The 18,747-nt window shown below is 70.0% G+C and carries 15 protein-coding genes; 11 read left to right on the top strand and 4 right to left on the bottom strand.

The genetic code is table 11. The annotated features are described in order from the left end of the window. Positions 1-312 precede the first annotated feature (312 nt). From BIV25_RS22580 to BIV25_RS22535, 10 genes are all read left to right on the top strand, one after another. On the top strand, positions 313-1,818 hold the full coding sequence (locus BIV25_RS22580; protein ID WP_218158477.1) for an ABC transporter substrate-binding protein: 1,506 nt from the start codon (positions 313-315) through the stop codon (positions 1,816-1,818). A gap of 37 nt (positions 1,819-1,855) precedes the next feature. Beyond that, on the top strand, positions 1,856-2,797 hold the full coding sequence (locus BIV25_RS22575) for an ABC transporter permease (protein WP_071374198.1): 942 nt from the start codon (positions 1,856-1,858) through the stop codon (positions 2,795-2,797). Further along, positions 2,797-3,612, top strand: a complete 816-nt coding sequence (locus tag BIV25_RS22570; protein WP_071374197.1) for an ABC transporter permease — start codon at positions 2,797-2,799, stop codon at positions 3,610-3,612. Before BIV25_RS22575 ends, BIV25_RS22570 begins: the two co-directional genes overlap by 1 nt. Beyond that, positions 3,609-5,441, top strand: a complete 1,833-nt coding sequence (locus tag BIV25_RS22565) for an ABC transporter ATP-binding protein (RefSeq protein ID WP_071374196.1) — start codon at positions 3,609-3,611, stop codon at positions 5,439-5,441. Before BIV25_RS22570 ends, BIV25_RS22565 begins: the two co-directional genes overlap by 4 nt. Before the next feature lie 90 nt (positions 5,442-5,531). Next, positions 5,532-9,923, top strand: a complete 4,392-nt coding sequence (locus tag BIV25_RS22560) for a non-ribosomal peptide synthetase (protein ID WP_071374195.1) — start codon at positions 5,532-5,534, stop codon at positions 9,921-9,923. Next, entirely contained in the window at positions 9,920-10,186 is a 267-nt protein-coding gene (locus BIV25_RS22555; RefSeq protein WP_071374194.1) for an acyl carrier protein, read from the top strand. The genes BIV25_RS22560 and BIV25_RS22555 overlap by 4 nt, the downstream gene beginning before the upstream one ends. Beyond that, positions 10,183-10,935, top strand: coding sequence for a thioesterase II family protein (locus BIV25_RS22550; protein ID WP_071374193.1), 753 nt, complete (start codon positions 10,183-10,185; stop codon positions 10,933-10,935). Before BIV25_RS22555 ends, BIV25_RS22550 begins: the two co-directional genes overlap by 4 nt. A gap of 16 nt (positions 10,936-10,951) precedes the next feature. Next, positions 10,952-12,235 (top strand): bifunctional phosphopantothenoylcysteine decarboxylase/phosphopantothenate--cysteine ligase CoaBC, encoded by a 1,284-nt coding sequence (coaBC, locus tag BIV25_RS22545; RefSeq protein ID WP_256256004.1) that lies wholly within the window; start codon positions 10,952-10,954, stop codon positions 12,233-12,235. A 6-nt stretch (positions 12,236-12,241) separates the two neighbouring features. After that, positions 12,242-13,012, top strand: a complete 771-nt coding sequence (locus BIV25_RS22540) for a class I SAM-dependent methyltransferase (RefSeq protein ID WP_071374191.1) — start codon at positions 12,242-12,244, stop codon at positions 13,010-13,012. 78 nt (positions 13,013-13,090) lie between these two features. Beyond that, the gene (locus BIV25_RS22535) at positions 13,091-13,981 is read left to right on the top strand and encodes a LysR family transcriptional regulator (protein ID WP_071374190.1); all 891 of its coding nucleotides are present in this window, start codon (positions 13,091-13,093) and stop codon (positions 13,979-13,981) included. 3 nt (positions 13,982-13,984) lie between these two features. On the opposite strand, the gene BIV25_RS22530 is transcribed toward BIV25_RS22535, so the two are convergent. The 4 genes from BIV25_RS22530 to BIV25_RS22515 form a co-directional block, all read right to left on the bottom strand. Next, positions 13,985-15,043: a bile acid:sodium symporter family protein gene (locus BIV25_RS22530; RefSeq protein WP_071374189.1), complete on the bottom strand. Its 1,059-nt coding sequence runs from the start codon at positions 15,041-15,043 to the stop codon at positions 13,985-13,987. Positions 15,044-15,116: 73 nt separating this feature from the next. Beyond that, positions 15,117-15,977, bottom strand: a complete 861-nt coding sequence (gene panB / locus BIV25_RS22525; protein WP_071374188.1) for a 3-methyl-2-oxobutanoate hydroxymethyltransferase — start codon at positions 15,975-15,977, stop codon at positions 15,117-15,119. 133 nt (positions 15,978-16,110) lie between these two features. Further along, positions 16,111-16,446 carry a hypothetical protein gene (locus BIV25_RS47435; RefSeq protein WP_256256003.1) on the bottom strand — a complete coding sequence of 112 codons (336 nt, stop codon included), beginning with the start codon at positions 16,444-16,446 and terminating at the stop codon, positions 16,111-16,113. A 110-nt stretch (positions 16,447-16,556) separates the two neighbouring features. Next, entirely contained in the window at positions 16,557-17,426 is an 870-nt protein-coding gene (locus BIV25_RS22515; RefSeq protein WP_071374186.1) for a LysR family transcriptional regulator, read from the bottom strand. 193 nt (positions 17,427-17,619) lie between these two features. Here BIV25_RS22515 and BIV25_RS22510 point away from each other — a divergent pair, with 193 nt between their 5' ends. Further along, a complete protein-coding gene (locus tag BIV25_RS22510) occupies positions 17,620-18,717 on the top strand; it encodes a YbfB/YjiJ family MFS transporter (protein WP_079176839.1) in 1,098 nt (365 codons plus the stop codon). The last annotated feature ends 30 nt before the right edge of the window (positions 18,718-18,747 follow it).

Raw genomic sequence — 18,747 nt, 5'->3', positions numbered from 1 at the left:
ATGACGGGAGTCCATCAAGGCGTCAAAATTCCACCGTCACCGACTTTCTCCATGGGGCGGCGCGCCGACCCAAACAAGTCTGTGGGTCAAATCACCTTCACAGGCTTCGTGTTGATGTCCTGCCGAGCCATTGGGTAGGGTTCCAAGCCTCTGGCCTTGGCCCGCGCGGGGCGATCGGCGTCCCGCCAATGGAGCGGATCCCGTCTTTCGTTCCCTCTTCTTTCTTCTGTCCGCTTCGCGGAGGAAAACCCGTGCCCGCCGGCGCCGCCACCCTTATTCACGCGCCGTCGTACCCCCCACTACGGAGAAACAGTGACCCTGCCCCCTCGCCGGATGCCCGCCCTCGTTCTCGGCTGTGCCCTCCTCGGGGCTGCCGTGGCCGGATGCGGCTCCGGCTCCGCGCGGCACTCCGATGGCACGCTCACCGTCGGACTCGTCGCGGAGCCCGCCACGCTGGACTTCTCCACCACGGACGGGGCAGCCATCCCCCAGGCGCTGCTCGGCAACGTGTACGAGGGCCTGGTGAGCGTCGATCAGCACGGCAAGATCCAACCCCGGTTGGCCGAGCGCTACGAACGCAGCAGCGACGGTCGCACCTACACCTTCCACCTCCGCAAGAACGTGAAGTTCAGCAACGGCGCTCCTTTCACCGCCGACGACGCCGTCTTCTCCATCAACCGGGTCAAGACGCAGTGGAAGCTGAAGATCGCCCAGCAGATGGCGGTGGTCGACCGGGCGACGAAGGTGAACGCCGACACGGTGACGGTGAAGCTGAAGCGCCCCAGCAACAACTGGTTGTACTCGATGACCTCGCGTATCGGCGCCATGTACAGCCGCACCGGGGTCGCGGACCTCAAGAACCACCCCGTCGGCACCGGACCCTTCACCCTGGGGAGCTGGCAGCGTGGCGACGAGCTGGTCCTGCGCCGCAATGCGGACTACTGGGGCCACAAGCCCCAGCTGAACCAGGTGACCCTGAAGTACTTCAAGGATGCCGGAGCCCTGAACAACGCCATGCTCGCCGGGGACGTCAACGTCGTCGGCGCGGTGCAGGCCCCCGAGACGCTGGCCCGCTTCAACGACGAGAGCCGGTTCCGGGTCATCGAGGGCTCCTCGACCGCCGAGGTCGTCCTGGCGATGAACAACTCCCGTAAGCCGTTCAACGACAAACGGGTCCGGCAGGCGGTGCGCTACGCCATCGACCACGAGGCGCTGCTGAAGACCACCCGTGCCGGCCGCGGCACGCTCATCGGCTCCCAGGAGTCCCCCACCGACCCCTGGTACGCGGGCGAGTCCAACCGATTCCCGTACGACCCCGCCAAGGCCAAGCGGCTCATCAAGGAGGCCGGAGCCGAGGGGACCGTGCTGAAGATGCGCATCCCCAACCTGCCGTACGCGGTCAGTGCGGCCCAGGTCGTCAAGGACCAGCTGGCTCAGGTGGGTCTCAAGGCGGACATCGAGCTGCTGGAGTTCCCGGCCCGCTGGCTGTCGGAAGTCTTCAACAAGGCCGACTACGACCTGTCGATCATCGCGCACAACGAGCCCCGCGACCAGTGGATCTTCGCCGACCCCGACTACTACTTCCGCTGGAACAACCCCGCCTACGCCAAGTTGCTCGAGGAGGCCGACGCCGGCTCGCCGCAGGAGGAGAACGGACGCTACCGCGCGGCACTCAGGATGCTGTCCCAGGACGCGGCCGCCGACTGGCTCTACCTCATGCCGAACCTGATGGTCGCGGACACGAAGCTGGCGGGCCTGCCCGTCAACCAGGTCGGCGAGGGGCTGGAGTTCGCCGGTGTGCGGTGGTCCGGCAAGTGACCGCCACCGCTACGACCGCCGGTCCGGACGGTGCCGCATGAGCCTGATCGTACGCAAGCTCGTGACCCTGTTCGCCGGTGTGCTTCTCGCCAGCTTCGCGGTCTTCTGCTGCCTCGCCGTCCTGCCGGGCAACGCCGCGGAGGTCGCCCTGGGCACCAACGCCACCCCGGAGGCCGTGGCCCGCCTCAGCAAGGAGTTCGGCACCGATCGGCCGCTGCTCGTGCAGTACGCCGACTGGGCCGCGGGCCTGCTGCACGGTGACTTCGGCACCTCGTACGTGACGCACGAGCTGATCGGCCCGCGTATCGCGGACCGTCTCGCGGTCACCGCGTGGCTCGTGACGGGCGGCATGCTCGTCGCCGTGGTGCTCGCGCTGCCCGCGGGGGTGCTGGCCGCCGCCTGGCACCGCTCGGTCCGTGGCGCCGTGCTGTCCGCCCTCAGCCAGGCCGGCATCGCCGTGCCTTCGTTCCTCGCCGGCATCCTGCTCGTCTACGTCTTCGCCGTACGCGCCGGTGCCCTGCCCGCAGGCGGCTACACGCCGCTCACCGAGGACCCCTGGGAGTGGGGCCGGCACCTCGTGCTGCCCTGTCTCTCACTGGGGTTGGTCCAGGGTGCCGTGCTCACGCGCTACGTCCGCTCCGCCGTGCTGTCCGTGCAGCACCAGCACTTCATGCGTACGGCGCGTGCCAAGGGCGTCCGCCGCTGGGCCGCACTGTGCCGGCACGGCCTGCCCAATGCCGCAGTCCCCGTGCTCACCGTCCTGGGGCTGCAGCTGAGCACCCTCCTGGTCGGAGCGATCGTGGTCGAACGGGTCTTCGTGATCCCGGGTCTGGGCGATCTGCTGTTGCGCGCGGTGGCCGACCGCGACCTGCTGCTCGTTCAAGGCGTCGTGACCGTACTCGTGGTCGCCGTACTCGTGGTGAACCTCGTCACGGACGTGCTGTACCGCGTCCTCGACCCTCGTCTGCGGAGTCGCTGATGAAGTCCCGGACATCCCTCACGGCCGGCTTCGTGCTCGTCCTCCTGCTCCTTGCCGTCGCCCTGCTGTCCCTGGTGTGGACCCCGTACGACGCCAATCACATGAACGCGTCCCGGCAGTTGGCCGCGCCCGGCGGCGAATACCTGCTGGGGACCGACCAGTTCGGCCGCGACGTGGCCAGCCGTCTGATGGAGGGCGCCCGCGTCACCGTCTTCGCGGGCGTCGTCGCCGTCGGTATCGCCCTGCTGACGGGCGTCCCGATGGGCGTGGTCTCCGGCATGTCCGGCGGCTGGCTCGGCACTGTCGTCCTGCGTGTCAGCGACTTCTTGCTGGCCTTTCCCGCGCTGCTGCTCGCTATCGTGCTGGCCGCGGTCTACGGCAGCGGCACCCTGACCGCGATGGTGGCGATCGGCATCGCCTCGGCCCCTGGGTTCGCCCGCGTGAGCCGGGCCGCGACCCTGCGCGTCATGTCCGCGGAGTACATCGACGCGGCGCGGCTGGCCAGGCGCACCCGGCCGGCCATCGCCGTGCGGCACGTACTGCCGAACATCGTGGACGTCGTCATCGTCCAGGCATCCGTGTCGTTCGCCACCGCCATACTCGCCGAAGCGGCGCTGTCCTATCTGGGGCTCGGCACCGCGCCGCCGACCTCCTCCTGGGGGCGCATGCTCCAGGAGTCCCAGGACCTGCTCTTCTCCACACCCGAACTCTGCCTGTGGCCCGGACTTGCCATTGCCGCCGCCGTACTAGGGCTCAATCTCCTCGGCGACGGTCTGCGTGACCGCGTCGACCCGACGCTCGAAGGAGTGCGATGAACCCCGGCAAGCCCCTGCTCGAAGTGACGGACCTCACCGTCGACTCGGCGGCGGCGCAGCTGGTGCGGGGCGTCGGCTTCACGGTGGGACGCGGCGAACGGGTGGGGGTCATCGGGGAGTCCGGATCCGGTAAGTCCCTCACCGCGCTGGCCGCCCTGGGACTGCTCGACGACGGGTTGCGGGCCGGCGGCAGCGTACGGCTCGCCGACGTGGACTTCGACCTCGTCGGCGCCACCGACCGCGACCTGTCGGCGATCCGCGGCAAGCGCGTCGGGATGGTCTTCCAGGAGCCTATGACCGCCCTCAACCCGGTATTCAAGCTGGGCCCGCAGATCACGGAGGGCATGCGGCTGCACGGCACCCGGCCCACCCGCCGCACCGCGCACGAGGCGAGCGTGGAACTCCTCGACCGGCTGCGGCTGCCCGACCCACAGCGTGCCGCCCGGGCCTACCCCCACCAGCTCTCCGGCGGCCAGCGACAGCGCGGAGTCCTGGCCATCGCCCTCGCCAACGACCCCGACCTGCTGATCTGTGACGAGCCGACCACCGCGCTCGACGTGACGGTGCAGAAGGAGATCGCCGACCTGATCGTCGGCGTCTCCGAAGAGCGAGGCACCGCCGTGCTGTTCATCAGCCACGACCTGGCCCTGGTCTCGTCGGTGTGCCACCGAGTGCTCGTCATGTACGGCGGCCGGATCGTGGAGAGCGGCCCGGTCGACCGGGTGCTGTCCGCCCCCCGGCACCCCTACACCCGGGCGCTCCTCTCCGCCTGCGACCTCACGCCGGGCTCGCGTCCCCAGGCGATCTCCGGCATCGTGCCCGCGCCCAGGGACCTGCCGGCGGGCTGCGGTTTCAGCAACCGCTGCGCCCACGCCGACGACAAGTGCGCAGAGCGGCCGCCACTGGCGGGCGGCACGGACGGCGCGGTCGCCTGCTGGCACCACGGCTCGCTCGACGCCCGGCCCGGCCCGCAGGAGACCGAGCCTCCGCACGGTCCGCCCCGCTGGGAGAGGACCGAAGCCGACGAGCCGGTACTGTCGGCTCAGAGCCTCACCCGCCGGTTCCCCGGCCGTCGCGTGCGCCGTTTCGGCAGACGCCCGGCCGTGACCGTCCTCGACCCGATCGACCTCGACCTGTACGCGGGTCAGAGGGTCGGCGTGGTCGGCGAGTCCGGGGCGGGGAAGTCGACGCTGCTGCGGCTGCTCGCCGGACTGGACCAGCCCAGCGGAGGCCGGGTGCACCACCCGCAACGCGCCGGTGTACCGGGCCGCAGCGCCGGCGGTTCCGGTCTGCAGATGGTCTTCCAGGACCCCATGGGCTCTCTGGACCCCCGGATGCGGGTGCGGGACATCATCGCCGAGCCGCTGCCCGATCGCGGTTCGAAGGCCGCGCAGGAGCGGGTACGCGAACTGCTCGCTGCCGTCGGCCTGCCGGACGAGTCGGCCGGCCGATACCCCCACCAGTTCTCCGGCGGCCAGCGCCAGCGCATCGCCATCGCCCGGGCGCTGGCCCCCCGTCCCGCCGTGCTCCTCGCGGACGAGCCGGTCAGCGCGCTGGACGTCTCGGTACGTGCCCAGATCCTCGACCTGCTGCGCACGGCCACAGCGGAACGCGACATGGCCCTGTGCGTCATCTCGCACGACCTCGGTGTCATCCGCTACCTGTGCGACACCGTGCTCGTCCTGCGGGACGGGAAGGTGGTCGAGAGCGGCTCCGTGGAATCGGTGTGGAACGCACCGAGCCACCCCTACACCGAGCAACTGCTCGCCGCCGTACCGCGGATGACGACCCCCGGCACCGAAGACAGCGAAGTGCGCCATGCCCGCTGACCCCGCCCCCGGCCCTGTGCTCCACCGTCTTCGGTTAGCCGAGGACGACGGTGGAGCGGTGATGGGAAAACATATGGGAGATACCTAGCAATGCAGCAGGACCAACGCCTCGCGGACGGCCACGGGGCGTTTCCGCTGACCGAGATCCAGTACGCGTACTGGGTCGGGCGCGGACCGAACTTCATCCTGGGGAACGTGTCCCCGCATGCCTACTTCGAACTGGAGGGCAAGCGGCTCGACCCGCAGGTTCTGACCGATGCCTGGCGCCGTCTGGTGGCGCGGCACGAGATGCTGCGCACGGTCGTCGACCAGGACGGACGGCAGCGGGTGCTGCCGGTCGTTCCGCCTTTCGCGATCGAGTGCGAAGACCTGTCGGCCGCATCCGAGGAACACGTCGCGACACGCCTCGAGGCGCGGCGGGAGCGGATGTCGGCCCGAGTGTACGACCCGAGCGCCTGGCCGCTGTTCGACATCGCGATCAGCCGTCTGGCCGACCACGACCGGCTGCACATCAGCCTGGACCTGCTCGTCGTCGACCTGGCGGGCATCACCTTGCTCTTCAACGAGTGGAACCTGCTGTGCCGCGACCCGCACACGGAACTGCCGCCGGTCGACGTGACGTTCCGCGACTATGCGGCAGCCTTGGAGGCGACCAGGGTCAAGCCCCGCCACCAGCGTTCGCTGGAGTACTGGACGAGCCGTGCGGAGAGCATCGCACCGCCGCCCGATCTGCCGCTGGCGAAATCCCCCGCGGACGTGCTCAAGCCCGTCTTCACCCATCGGGAGTTCCGGCTTCCGCCGGATCTGTGGCGCGTGTTCCAGGACCGGGCCGAAGAACGCGGTCTGACCCCGACGGCCGTCCTGGCGACGGTTTTCGCCGAAACGCTCCGCACCTGGAGCGGCACCCCCCGCTTCACCCTGAACCTCACCCTCTTCAACCGGCTGCCCGTACTGCTCGCGCAGGACGACGACGGGAGGCGCAGGGTCCACCCGCACCTGAGCCGCATGGTCGGCGAGTTCACCTCGATCTGTCTGCTGGAGATGGACACCACCGGTGAGCTGTGCTTCGGCGACCAGGTCCGGCGCACTCAGCACCAACTGCAGCAGGACCTCAGGCACCGCTACGTCAGCGCGCTGGAGACGCTGCGCGAGCAGCGTCGCAGGGGCCTGCACACCGGCTTCGAGACCATGCCCGTGGTCTTCACCTCGGGTCTCGGCACGGTCACCGATGTCACCGATGCCATGGACCAGTTCGGTGAGATGACCTACCGCATCAGCCAGACGCCGCAGGTCTGGCTCGACCACCAGGTCGTCGCGGTCGGTGACAGCCTCGACCTGTCCTGGGACGCGGTGGAGGAGCTCTTCCCCGAGGGTCTGCTCGACGACATGTTCCAGGCGTACTGCGCGCAGGTGGAGCAGCTGGCCCACGACGAGGGTGCCTGGGAGCGGCACCTGACGGTCCCGCTGCCCGCGCGCCAGCACGCTGTCCGGGCGGAGGCGAACGACACTGCGGCCGCCGTCCCCGAGGGCCTCCTGCACGACGGGCTGCTGCGGTGGGCCGCCGAGGCCCCCGAGCGCACCGCCGTCGTCGCGGGCGACGCCACGCTTACCTACGGTGAACTGGCCGGACATGCGCGCACCATTGCCGACGGCATCGCCGCGCTGCGCGCGGGCAAGCCGGCCGAGGACAACGCCCTCGTCGGCATCACCTTGCCCAAGGGAGCGGCCCAGGTCGCAGCGGCCTGCGGTGTGCTGCTCGCCGGAGCTGCCTACCTCCCGGTCGGTCCTGCCCTGCCCGCCCGCCGACGACACGCGTTCCTGGCCGACGGCGAGGCCCTGGCCGTCATCACCGACGAGGAGCTGGACGCCCGCCTGGACTGGCCCGAGGCGCTGCCGCGCCTGGTGCCCGGCGGCTGGGACGCGCCCCGTGCGGTGCATCCGGCACCGGACGCCGACCGGCTGGCCTACGTCCTGTACACCTCGGGATCCACCGGCACGCCCAAGGGCGTGATGATCGAACACCGCGCGGCGCTCAACACCGTCGTCGACATCAACGAACGCTTCGGCGTCGGGCCCGAGGACCGTATCCTGGGCCTGGCCGAACTCGGCTTCGACCTGTCGGTGTACGACATCTTCGGCGGTCTGCGTGCGGGCGCCACCCTCGTCCTGCCCGACGAGGCTTCCCGCAACGAACCCGCTCGCTGGGCCGAGCTGCTGGACCGCCACCGGATCACGGTGTGGAACTCGGTTCCGGCGCAGATGGAGATGCTCGTCCAGCACGCGGAGGCCACCGGTGTCGCACCCGGCGATCTGCGTCTGGTCCTGCTCAGTGGGGACTGGATCCCCCTGGACCTGCCCGGGCGTGTCAACGCCCTGTGGCCGCAGGCACGCGTCATCGGTCTCGGCGGTGCCACTGAGGCAGCGATCTGGTCGAACTGGCACCCCGCCGAAGAGGTTCCGGACGGGCTGCCGAGCGTCCCCTACGGCAAGCCACTGACCAACCAGGCTTTCCACGTCCTCGACGAGCGGATGCGGCCCTGTCCGAACTGGGTCGCTGGTGAGCTCTACATCGCCGGGGCCGGCCTGGCCCGTGGCTACTGGCACGACACAGAACGCACTGCGGCCTCCTTCGTGATCCACCCCGTCAGCGGCGAACGTCTCTACCGCACGGGTGACTTCGGCCGATACCTGCCGGACGGCACCCTGCAGTTCCTGGGGCGCAAGGACGGCCAGGTCAAGCTCGGCGGACACCGTATCGAGTGCGGTGAGATCGAGTCGGTGCTGGCCGGCCACCCCGGTGTCGACCGCGCCGTCGTGGTCAAGTCCCCCGAACAGCAGGGCAGCGCCCGCCTGCTCGGCTATGTCGTCCCGGACCAGGAGGACACGACGGCCCTGTGCAGGAGCGCGGAAGACCCGGACCGGGCCGCCGCGCGCTGGCAGTCCCTGTGCTCCGCGTCCGACGTACGGCCGCAGGGCCCGGACACCGAGACGCTGAGCGAGGTCTGGGCCGCTTTGGACGACTTGCACGCCGAGGCTGCCGCCGTCGCACTGCGTGCCTTCGGCCTGCCGGGCGAGCCCGGAGGGCGGTTCGGCCTCAAGGCACTGACGGCCGCCGGAGTCGCGGCCCGCTACGAACGGTGGGTCGCGCGCGCTGCCGGTGTGCTGACCCGGCGTGGTTACCTTCGCGCAGACTTGGACGGGTACGAGGTGGCACGGGCGCTGCCCCGCGCGATCCCGCAGCAGGTCCGCTCCCGGGCCTTCGAGGCCCTGACCGTCGGCCTGGCCGTGGCGGACGACCTCGCCGAGTGGATGCTGTCGCTTGCCGGCGACCTCGCGGCCGTCCTCACCCAGTCCGTGCACTCGGCGGAGCTGTACGCCTCCGATCGCACCCCCGAGGTGTACAGGTCGTTGTTCGGGCCCACCTACGACGTGGCAGCCGAGGCAGTACGCCGCTTCGTGGGCAGCTGGCCCGCTGACCGCCCCCTGCGCGTGCTGGAAGTCGGCTCGGGCTACGGGACGCTTACCGGTCGGCTCCTGCCACTGTTTCCCGCCGAACGCACGGACTACTTGTTCACCGACATTTCGCCGTTCTTCACCGACCGCGCCCAGCGCGTGTTCGCCGAGTACGACTTCGTGCGGTACGGCATGCTCAACCTGGACCGTGCCCCGCAGCTGCAGGGACACGAGGGGCTCTCGGCAGACCTGGTCATCGCCGCGAGTATGCTCCACGACACCCGGCGCATCGACGACAGTCTGCGCACCCTGCGGTCCGTGCTCGCACCGGGCGGCACCCTTCTGCTGGTCGAACAGACCCACTTCCACCCCTGGTACGACCTCCTGATGGGGCTTCAACAGGGCTTCGACGGCTACGAGGACACCCAGCTGCGCACGGAGCACCCGCTGCTCGACCGCGAGCAGTGGGACGAGAGGCTCAGGGCGGCGGGCTTCACGGGAACCGGCGCGCTGACCAGCGGTGCCCTGGCCGAGGCGGGACTCGACGTGATCGCCGCCCAGGGGCCCCTGGAGCAGAGCCGGTTCGACACCGAGGCGCTGCGCGCCTACCTCGCCGAACGGCTGCCCAAGCACATGGTTCCCAGCCGGCTGATCGCTCTGGACCGGCTGCCGCTGAACCACACGGGCAAGGTGGATCGCGGTGCCCTGGCCCAGGTTGGTTCCTCCACCGCCGCGCAGCCCGGAAAGTCCGTCCCCCCGGTCACCGACCGGCAGTTCAAGCTGGTCGCGCTCTACCGCGAGGTGCTCGGTGCCGCCGAGATGGACCTGGCGAGCGACTTCCTGGACGCGGGCGGCGACTCTCTGCTGGCCGCGCGGATCGCGGTGGAGCTGCAACGGGCATTCGATGTAACCGTGCCGATCGGCACGATCCTGCAGCACCCCACCGTGGCAGCGATCGACCAGTGGCTGGAACTGCGGCTGGGTCCGTCAACACCCCCGACCGTCCACGGCACCCAGGAGCAGGCATGAGCGAGCAGCCGACCCGTCATCAGCTTTCCGACTGGCTCCGTGAGTTCATAGGAGTTCATCTCGACGTTCCGGCCGAGGAGGTGGCGCTGGACCTCCCCCTGGGGAGCCTGGGCGTGGACTCGGCCACGACCCTGGTCCTGGCCGCCGACCTCACGGCGCTGCTGCGGCGCGAGATCCGCCCCGCCGAGATCTTCGAGCACCCCTCGATCGAGAAGCTCGCCGCGCACCTCACCAGCCCCGTTACCCAGGAGGCAGCGGCGTGAACACCCCCTCCGCACCTCGTTGGACCGTGGGCGGCGGGAGCGGGTCGAGGCAGCGGCTGTACTGCTTCCCGCACGGTGGCGGCTCCGCGGCTCAGTACGTCCGGTGGGGACGGCACATGACCGGCGTCGACCTCGTGGCCGTCCAACTGCCCGGCCGCGGCTCGCGGCTGGGCGAGCCCGCGTACACCCGCATGGACAGCCTGATCGGCGCCCTGCTCTCCGAGGCTGAGCTGGTCGCGCCGTACGCCTTCTTCGGTCACAGCTTCGGTGCGCTCGTCGCCTACGAGGTGACGCATGCGTTGTGGAAGGCCGGACGGCCGCTGCCCGAGCGGCTCCTCGTCTCCAGCTTCCCGGCCCCCCACGTGCACGCGGCCGGGGGCGGCATTCACCAACTTCCCGACGAGGGCCTCCTGAAGGAGGTCCAGCGCAGGTACGGCGGCATCCCCGACGAGGTGTTCGCCGACCCGGAGATGCGGACCATGGCGGCCGCCGCGCTGCGCGCCGACTACGACGTGCTCGAGCACTACAACTGGCGCTCACGAGAGCCGCTTCCCGTCAAGGTGACGGTCCTGGCCGGGCAGGACGAGGGCCTTGCCGAGCAGGAGCTGGCCACCGGCTGGCAGCGGCACACCACCCAGCCTGTCACGGTCCGTACGTTTCCCGGCGGCCACTTCTACTTGCACGAACAGCGACAGCCGGTCGTCCAGCGCACGCTGACGGCCCAGCTCAGCCCCTCTGTCGCTCACTGACCGAAAGGCACCAACCGTGTCAGACACCCATGTGAACGCCACCGGCTCCCGGGCGGGAAAGCGCATTCTGCTCGGCGTCGGCGCCGGGATCGCGGCGTACAAGGCGATCGAATTGGTCCGGCTGTTCACCAAGGCCGGCCACGAGGTCCGGGTCGTTCCCACCCGGGACGCGCTGCGCTTCGTCGGTGAACCCACCTGGGCAGCCCTGTCCCGGCAGCCTGTCACGACGGAGGTGTGGTCCGACGTCGACCAGGTGGCCCATGTGCAGCTGGGCCAGCGAGCGGACCTCATCGTGATAGCACCGGCCACCGCGAACCTGATCGCCAAGGCTGCCCACGGAATAGCCGACGACCTGCTCACTACCTCCCTGCTCACCTCCCGCTGCCCGTTGCTGTTCGCACCGGCGATGCACGCGGAGATGTGGACTCACCCGGCGACGAGGGCCAATGTGGCGACGCTGCGCGAGCGGGGCGCGATCGTGGTGGATCCCGCGAACGGCAGCCTCACCAACGAGGACTCCGGCCCCGGCCGGCTCCCCGACCCGCAGGAACTGTTCCAGGTGGCCCGACGCCTGCTGAACGACGGTACGGCAGCCACGGACCTGACCGGCCGTCACGTGGTGATCTCCGCCGGAGGTACGCGCGAGCTGCTCGACCCGCTGCGTTTCATCGGCAACCGCTCCTCGGGCCGTCAGGGATACGCTCTGGCCCGCACCGCCATCGCGCGCGGCGCCCGGGTGACCCTGGTGGCGGCCAACGTCGAGCTGCCCGCGCCCGCCGGAGCGAGTGTGCTCCAGGTGTCCTCGACGGAGGAGCTCAGGAAGGCCGTGCTGGCGGCCACAGAGGGGTCGGGGCCCACCGCCGCCGAGCCCGCGGACGCCGTCGTCATGGCCGCCGCCGTGGCCGATTTCCATCCCGACTACCAGGACCGCAAGATCAAGAAATCCGACGGCATGCCGCCGCCGGTCAACTTGCACCTCAACCCCGACATCCTCGCCGAGCTGGGCACCAGGCGACTGCCGGGCCAGGTGATTGTCGGCTTCGCCGCCGAGACCCACGACCTCATGGCCGGCGCGGCGGCGAAGCTCACCCGCAAGGGCTGTGACTTCCTCGTGGCCAACCGCGTCGGACCGAACCTGACCTACGGATCACCTGACAACGAGGGGTTCCTGCTGTCCCAGGACGGTTCCCGCATCGACATTCCCCTGGGCAGCAAGGAAGACCTGTCGGACGTGGTCTGGGACATGGTCGTCAAGCGCTTCGCCGAACTGTCCGCTCGGACCGCGACGTCGCCGGAGTAGACGCTGATGGCAGAGCACAGCCATGCGGGGGTACCGCGTCCGAAGCCGTCGGGCGACCCCCTGCGGGCGGCCAACGCACGGCAGTTCGACCGGGCGACCTACATCAGTGGCTACCAGCGAGGCGACGTCAGGCATCTCGTACGCATCGAAGCGGCTGTTGCCCTCCTTGTGCGTGGCATCGGGGCCGGGGAACCCGGTGCGCGGCGGCCGCGGGTCCTGGACATCGGCAACGGAGGCGGCATCACTACCGAGGCGCTGCTTGACCGGGGCATGGACGTCGTTGCCGGCGACATCGTCACAGGCGGACTGCGGACCGCCGACCCGCGGGCGCACCGCCTGCAGTTCGACGCGTCGCAGCCGTTCCCGTTCGCGGACGGTTCCCTTGACGGCATCCTCGCGGGGGATCTCATCCATATGCTGTTCGACCCCGCGGCGTTCTTGCGGGAATGCTGCAGGGTGCTGAAGCCCGACGGGGTCCTCGTGGTCACCACGCTGAACCTGGCGAGCCTTCAGGACCGGCTGCGGTTCCTGGCGGGACGGGCGCCGTTCCAGATCGATCCGTCGCACGAAGTGCTGCGGCTGCACATCCGGCCCTTCACCTTCTCCGCCCTGGAGGAAACCCTCCGGCGAACCGGCTGGCGGCCGGTGGCCCGCAAGTCCAACCACCTCGTGTTTCGTTGGGGCGCGCGCAAGGTGTTCGTCCGCTGGCCGGCGGTGCTGTGGCCCTCCCTGGGCAACGCGCTGATCGTCGCGGCCACGCCGGACCGCGAGATGTGAGCGAGGACAGGGCCACTCCCCAGGTGTGGCCCTGCCCTTACGGTATTTCCTCCAAGTCAGACCTTGTATCTTGAGTGAGTGACTCTTGATGACTTGAAGGTTTTCGCCCAGGTGTGCCGAACACGGAATCTCACCGTTGTGGCGCGGGATTTGGGGTGTACCCAGTCGGCGGTGAGTCAGCACGTTCGCCGGTTGGAAAAGGAGACCGGCGTCATTTTGGTGGAGCGCCAGGCGCGGGGCGTGGCTCCCACTATCGCCGGCGATATTCTGAACAAGGCCGTGGTCGACGGCCTTACCGCACTCGACGACGCACTGCGTCTGCTGAACGAGATGCGTACCGGGCAGCGCGGAGGTATAGCCATCGCCACCGGAGCCACGACGATCCGTCATTTCATGGGTGACGCCGTAAAAGAATACCGCAAGCAATTTCCCGACGTACACCTGGAGTTCCACACCGAGAGTTCCAGCGAGCGCTGCCTCAACGCCTTGCGCGACGGATTGGCGGACCTGGCGTGGGTGACCATCACCCCCGATGTCCAGGGTGTGGAACAGCGGGCGGTCGTGGATCTGGAGTGGGTCCTCGCCGTGCGTCACGACGACCCGCTTGCCGGGGAGACCGTGCTGTCGGCTCAGGACCTTTCCCGCATCAGCCTCATTCGGCCGCCGGCCAGCACCAGTTCGGGCCGACAGGTGGCGAGGCACCTGGGGCCCGACCAGATGACCGGGCAGGCCCCGGCCACGGCCACCGACTGGGACACCGCCCTGCTCCTTGCCGAGCTGGGGCTCGGGCACGCGCTGGTCCCGGCCGTGCCCAGGCTGGCCGAGCGGCCCGGGCACGAGTTGAGGCTCATCCCCGTGAAGGGGATGGAGCCCCTGCAGGTGGGGTGGGCGGTGCGGCAGTGGTCCGCGCTGTCACCGCTGGCCGAGCAGTTCGCGGCCACGGTGACCGTGCACCTGGACCGCCCTTGACCCTCAGCCGCGCGACGCTCGCCCCTCTTGCCCGAGGCGCGACGGACGCGACATCCAGGCCGCGGTCACCGCGCCCGAGACGTTGTGCCAGACGGAGAAGACCGCTGCGGGCAGGGCGGCCACGGGGCTGAAGTGGGCGGTGGCGAGGGAGGCTGCCAGGCCCGAGTTCTGCATGCCGACCTCGAAGGCCATCGCCCGGCTCGCGGGCGCGCCGAGGCGGGCCAGCTTCCCTGCGGCGTAACCGAGCGCCAGACCCAGGCCGTTGTGCAGGACGACCGCTGCGAAGACCAGTCCGGCAGCGTCCTTGATGCGTGCGGCGCTGCCGGAGATGACCACCAGCACGATCACGCTGACGGTGACGGCGGAGAACCAGGGGAGCAGCCGCAGGGCCCGGTCCACGTAGCGGCCGAGGACCAGGCGGACCAGGAGCCCTCCGAGGACGGGGGCCAGTACCGTTTTGAGGATGTCCACCACCATGGAGCCCGCGTCCACGGCGAGGAACTCCCCGGCGAGCAGCAGCGTGAGCGGCGGGGTCACGAATGGGGCGACGATGGTGGAGACGGTGGCGACCGACACGGAGAGGGCGACATCTCCGCGCGCCAGGTACGTCACGACGTTGGAGGCGGTGCCGCTCGGGGCACAGCCGACGAGGATCACTCCGGCCGCGAGCTGCGGCGGCAGGCCGAGCACAGTGGCGACCAGCCAGCCGAGGCCGGGCATGATGACGTAATGGGCGACCAGGCCGAGCCCCACTGCCCAGGGCCGCTTGGCGATCGCGGCGAAGTCGGGGGGCGTGAGGGTCAGCCCCATGAAGAACATCACCGCGCCCAGCATCCACGGAACAGCGGGTGACCAGTTGGTGAAGTGCGATGGCCAGAACAGCCCGACCGCACCGGCCGCGACCACCAGGAGCGGGAAGAGGGTGACGGCACGACGTGCTGCTCTGCCGGAGGAGGGGAGGTCGCCGTGAGCACGGGACCCGGCCGGGACGTCGGATTCCTCGGCCGGTTCCTCGGCAGGGGGGGAGTTCCGATTAAAATGGCGCACACGTTCGATTGGCATGGTGGCACCTTAGCCCCTGCGGTTTTGCGGAACAGAACCCTCTCCCGCACCTCTGACGTGCTCTCATGTGAAATCAGGAGTACGACTGTTGAGCGGTGGGAAACGTGCCGACGGCCACTTCGTGAGCGAACTCCCGCGCTGCGGTGCCGAGCGTCGTGGCCAGGTCCGCGTACTTCTTGACGAACTTCGCCGTGTGCTCGTTGAGGCCGGCCATGTCCTGCCATACGAGGACCTGTGCGTCGCACCCGCTGCCCGCGCCGATACCGATCGTCGGAATCGACACCGACTGGGTGATCCGCTTGGCCAGATCAGCGGGAACGCATTCGAGGACGACGGAGAACGCTCCTGCGGCCTCAAGTGCCTTGGCATCAGCCAGCAGTTCCTCGCCGGCCCCGCCGCGTCCCTGGATCCTGTAGCCGCCCAGGGCGTTCACGGACTGCGGGGTCAGCCCGATATGCCCCATGACCGGTATGCCGGCCGTGACCATGGCTTCGGCCTGCGGAGCGACCCGACGCCCGCCCTCCAGCTTCACGGCGTGCGCGCCACTCTCCTTGAGGAAGCGCATCGAGTTGGTCAGTGCGTCCTGGATGCCGGTCTGATACGAGCCGAAGGGGAGATCGGCAACCACCATGGCGCGCTCTGTGCCGCGGACCACGGCCGCAGTCATGGAAATCAGCTCGTCGACGGTCACCGGGAGCGTCGAAGTGTGTCCGTGTACCACCATCGATGCCGAATCCCCGACGAGCAGCACGGGAATTCCCGCTCGGTCGAATATCCCGGCGGTGAGGAAGTCGTACGACGTCAGCATGGGCCACCTCTCGCCCCGCCGCTTGGCGTCGGCGATATCACGAACCGTGACTCGTCCGGACGTCCGCCCGCCGTAGAGAGAGGAAGGGGCGGCGGTGTCGGGGGCAGCGGAAGCGGCCGAGGGCATCGGGGAACTCCAGGAGGCTATGTGCGGACGGTGACAGCGGTGAGGGTCCGGGAAAGTCTGGCCGTTCTCCGGAGAACCACATCTCACAGTGCTGTTCGAGAATCGTTGCAGCAGCGTGAACGCGCAGTCAATCCTAGAAGATTCGCAGTAACCCCCAAGGAATCACTTGATGCTGGGCGGAGCGGCCTTCGATGCCTCCTTCGGAGACGTGGGGCGAGACCTGACGGGCAAGAGACCGGTTCAGGAGCCCTTTGCCCGGCCTCTGGTCCCCATCCGTGACTCCGTTGGTGATCTTCGGTGGGCACGGAGCCTCTTTCATCCTGAGTACCGCTCGTACGCGGCACCGGCCCCGGACGGTACGCCTGACGGGAAGGGCGGAGGTGTTGGTGGCGAGCTCGGCCGCCGGATCCCCGACGATCGTGTCGAGGGCGGTGAGGACCTCGGTCGTGGCGTCCAGGTTTTCGATCACGGTCTCGACGACGAGCTGCCGGTGAACACGACCCGGCCAGGGCGTCCCTCGCCTCCGGCTGCTCCAGCTTGCCGTGCCGTACGGCACGGTCGGGGGAGCCCGTCACCCGGTCAGCGCGGCTGCGCCCGCTGTGCTGCCTGCGCCGCGGCTTCGAGGAAGCGGCGGACCAGGCTCCGCCGGGCGTCGGGGAAGTGGACCAGGCTGACGGGGCTGGCCGGTGCGCCGGTGAGCGGGATGTAGCGGAGCGCCGGGTGCCGGGTACGGCGCTGCGCGACCTCGGGGACGATGCCGATGCCCCGGTTCGCGGCCACCGTCTCCAGCCACTCGTCGTAGTTCGTCGTTTCGACGATCCGCTCCGGGCGCTGCTCCGCCGGCCACGACCAGGGGCCGGTGGTGCCGCTGACCGTGTTGACGACCAGTGGCCAGTGCCGGACGTCGGTCCAGTCCAGTCGGCCGATGCGGGTCAGATCGCAGCGTTCGGAGCACACGGCGATACGCGGCTCGTCGAACAGGTGCAGTACGTGCGCCCCGCGCGGCGCGTCGACGGCGCCCCGGACCACCGCGATGTCGAGCGCGTGCCGGCGCAGCGCCTGGAGAGGGTCGTCGGTCCGGGTCAGGGCGACCGTCGCGCCCGTGCTCTCCTCGAAGCGGCTGACCGTCCGCTGTGTCCAGGGATCCGGCAGCAGCCAGCTGAAGCCGAGGCGCAGGGTGACGCGGCGGCGCGCGACGGCGAGGGCCTGGTCCAGGGTCGCGAGGACCTGCTCGACATGGACCAGGAACTCGGCGCCCGTGTCCGTCAGTTCGACATGCCGTGACGAGCGGTCGAGCAGGCGGACGCTCAGCTCGTCCTCCAGCTGTGCGATCGTACGGCTCAGCGCCGGCTGGGTGATCAGCAGTTCCTCGGCGGCCCGGGAGAACGAGCGGTGGCGGGCCACGGACGCGAAGGCCCGCAGATGACGGAGTTCGACGTCCCTGCTCATCGCGGCCCTCTCCAGCATCCATGCCTGCCGTGCATAGCGCCAGCGTAACCGGCATTTCACAGACGGACACGTGCTGCCTAGCGTCGGAGACGGCCACCGAACGCCACCAGGAAGGTGAACAGGAAAGGTGAACAGGACCGTGCAGTCCCCGTGGACGACCGTCGCGCGGACGGCGGCCGCACTCGCCGCGGGCATGGGGATCGGCAGGTTCGTCTACACGCCCATCCTTCCGCTCATGCACACCCAGGCCGGACTGTCGTCGTCGCTGGGGGCGAGCCTGGCCACGGCCAACTTCATCGGCTACCTCGCCGGTGCCCTGCTCGGCATCGCCGCTCCCGCCGTCGTACGGTCCGCCGTCGCGCTGCGCGGCTCCCTCGGCGTGCTGGTGGCGACCCTGGCCTGTATGCCGGTCACCCGGGACGGCACCGCCTGGTTCGTACTGCGCCTCGTGGCCGGTGCCGCCAGCGCGCTGGTCTTCGTGATCGCGGTCAGCGGCATGCTGGCGCGGCTGCGGGCCCACGCCCAGCACCTGGTCGGCTGGGCCTTCGGCGGGGTCGGCGCCGGAATCGCCCTGTCGGGGCTGCTGGTCGTCGTCGTACAGACGGTGTCCGGCTGGCAGGCCGCGTGGTGGACCTGCGCCGCCCTCGCGGCCGTACTCGCCGCCGTGGCCTGGCCGCTGACCCCGCCGCCGGAACTCTCCCAGTCGGCCGTACGGGCCGGACGGCCCCGCACCCACCGCTGGTTCCTCGCGCTGTTCACCAGCTACACCTTCGAGGGCATCGGCTACATCATCGCCGGCACCTTCCTGGTCGCCGCCCTCCGGCAGAGCGCGGGCGGCGGCCTCGGCAGCGGCGCCTGGATCGTGGTCGGACTCGCCGCCCTGCCCTCGTGCGCCCTGTGGACCCGGCTGGCCCACCGCTGGTCCAGGCCCGCACTGCTGCTCACCGCACTGACCGTGCAGGCCGTCGGCATCGCCCTGCCCGCGCTGCTCGGCGGGGCGGCGCCCGCCCTCGTCTCCGCCGTGCTCTTCGGCGCCACCTTCATGGGCGTCAGCACCATGGCCCTGTCGATCGGCACCCACCTCCAAGTACCGCGTGCGGTTGCTCTGTTGACGGCCGGATACAGCGTCGGCCAGATCCTCGGCCCGCTGCTCGCCGCCCCGCTGCTGAGCCACGGATACCACCAGGCGCTCCTGCTGGGCAGCGCGATGGTGGTGCTGTCCGCCCTCGCGGCCGCCGCCGTCTGCGTCCGCTTCCCGCACCGGCTGGGCCCCGCCACGGCGGCGGCCTGACAGCCGTGCACGAGACGTCGTCGTGGAGTG

It is taken from the genome of Streptomyces sp. MUSC 14 (assembly GCF_001866675.1).
In the GTDB taxonomy this organism is placed as follows: Bacteria; Actinomycetota; Actinomycetes; order Streptomycetales; family Streptomycetaceae; genus Streptomyces.
The sequence above is the reverse complement of the archived record's forward strand: the minus strand, read 5'-3'. Positions and strand labels throughout refer to the sequence as shown.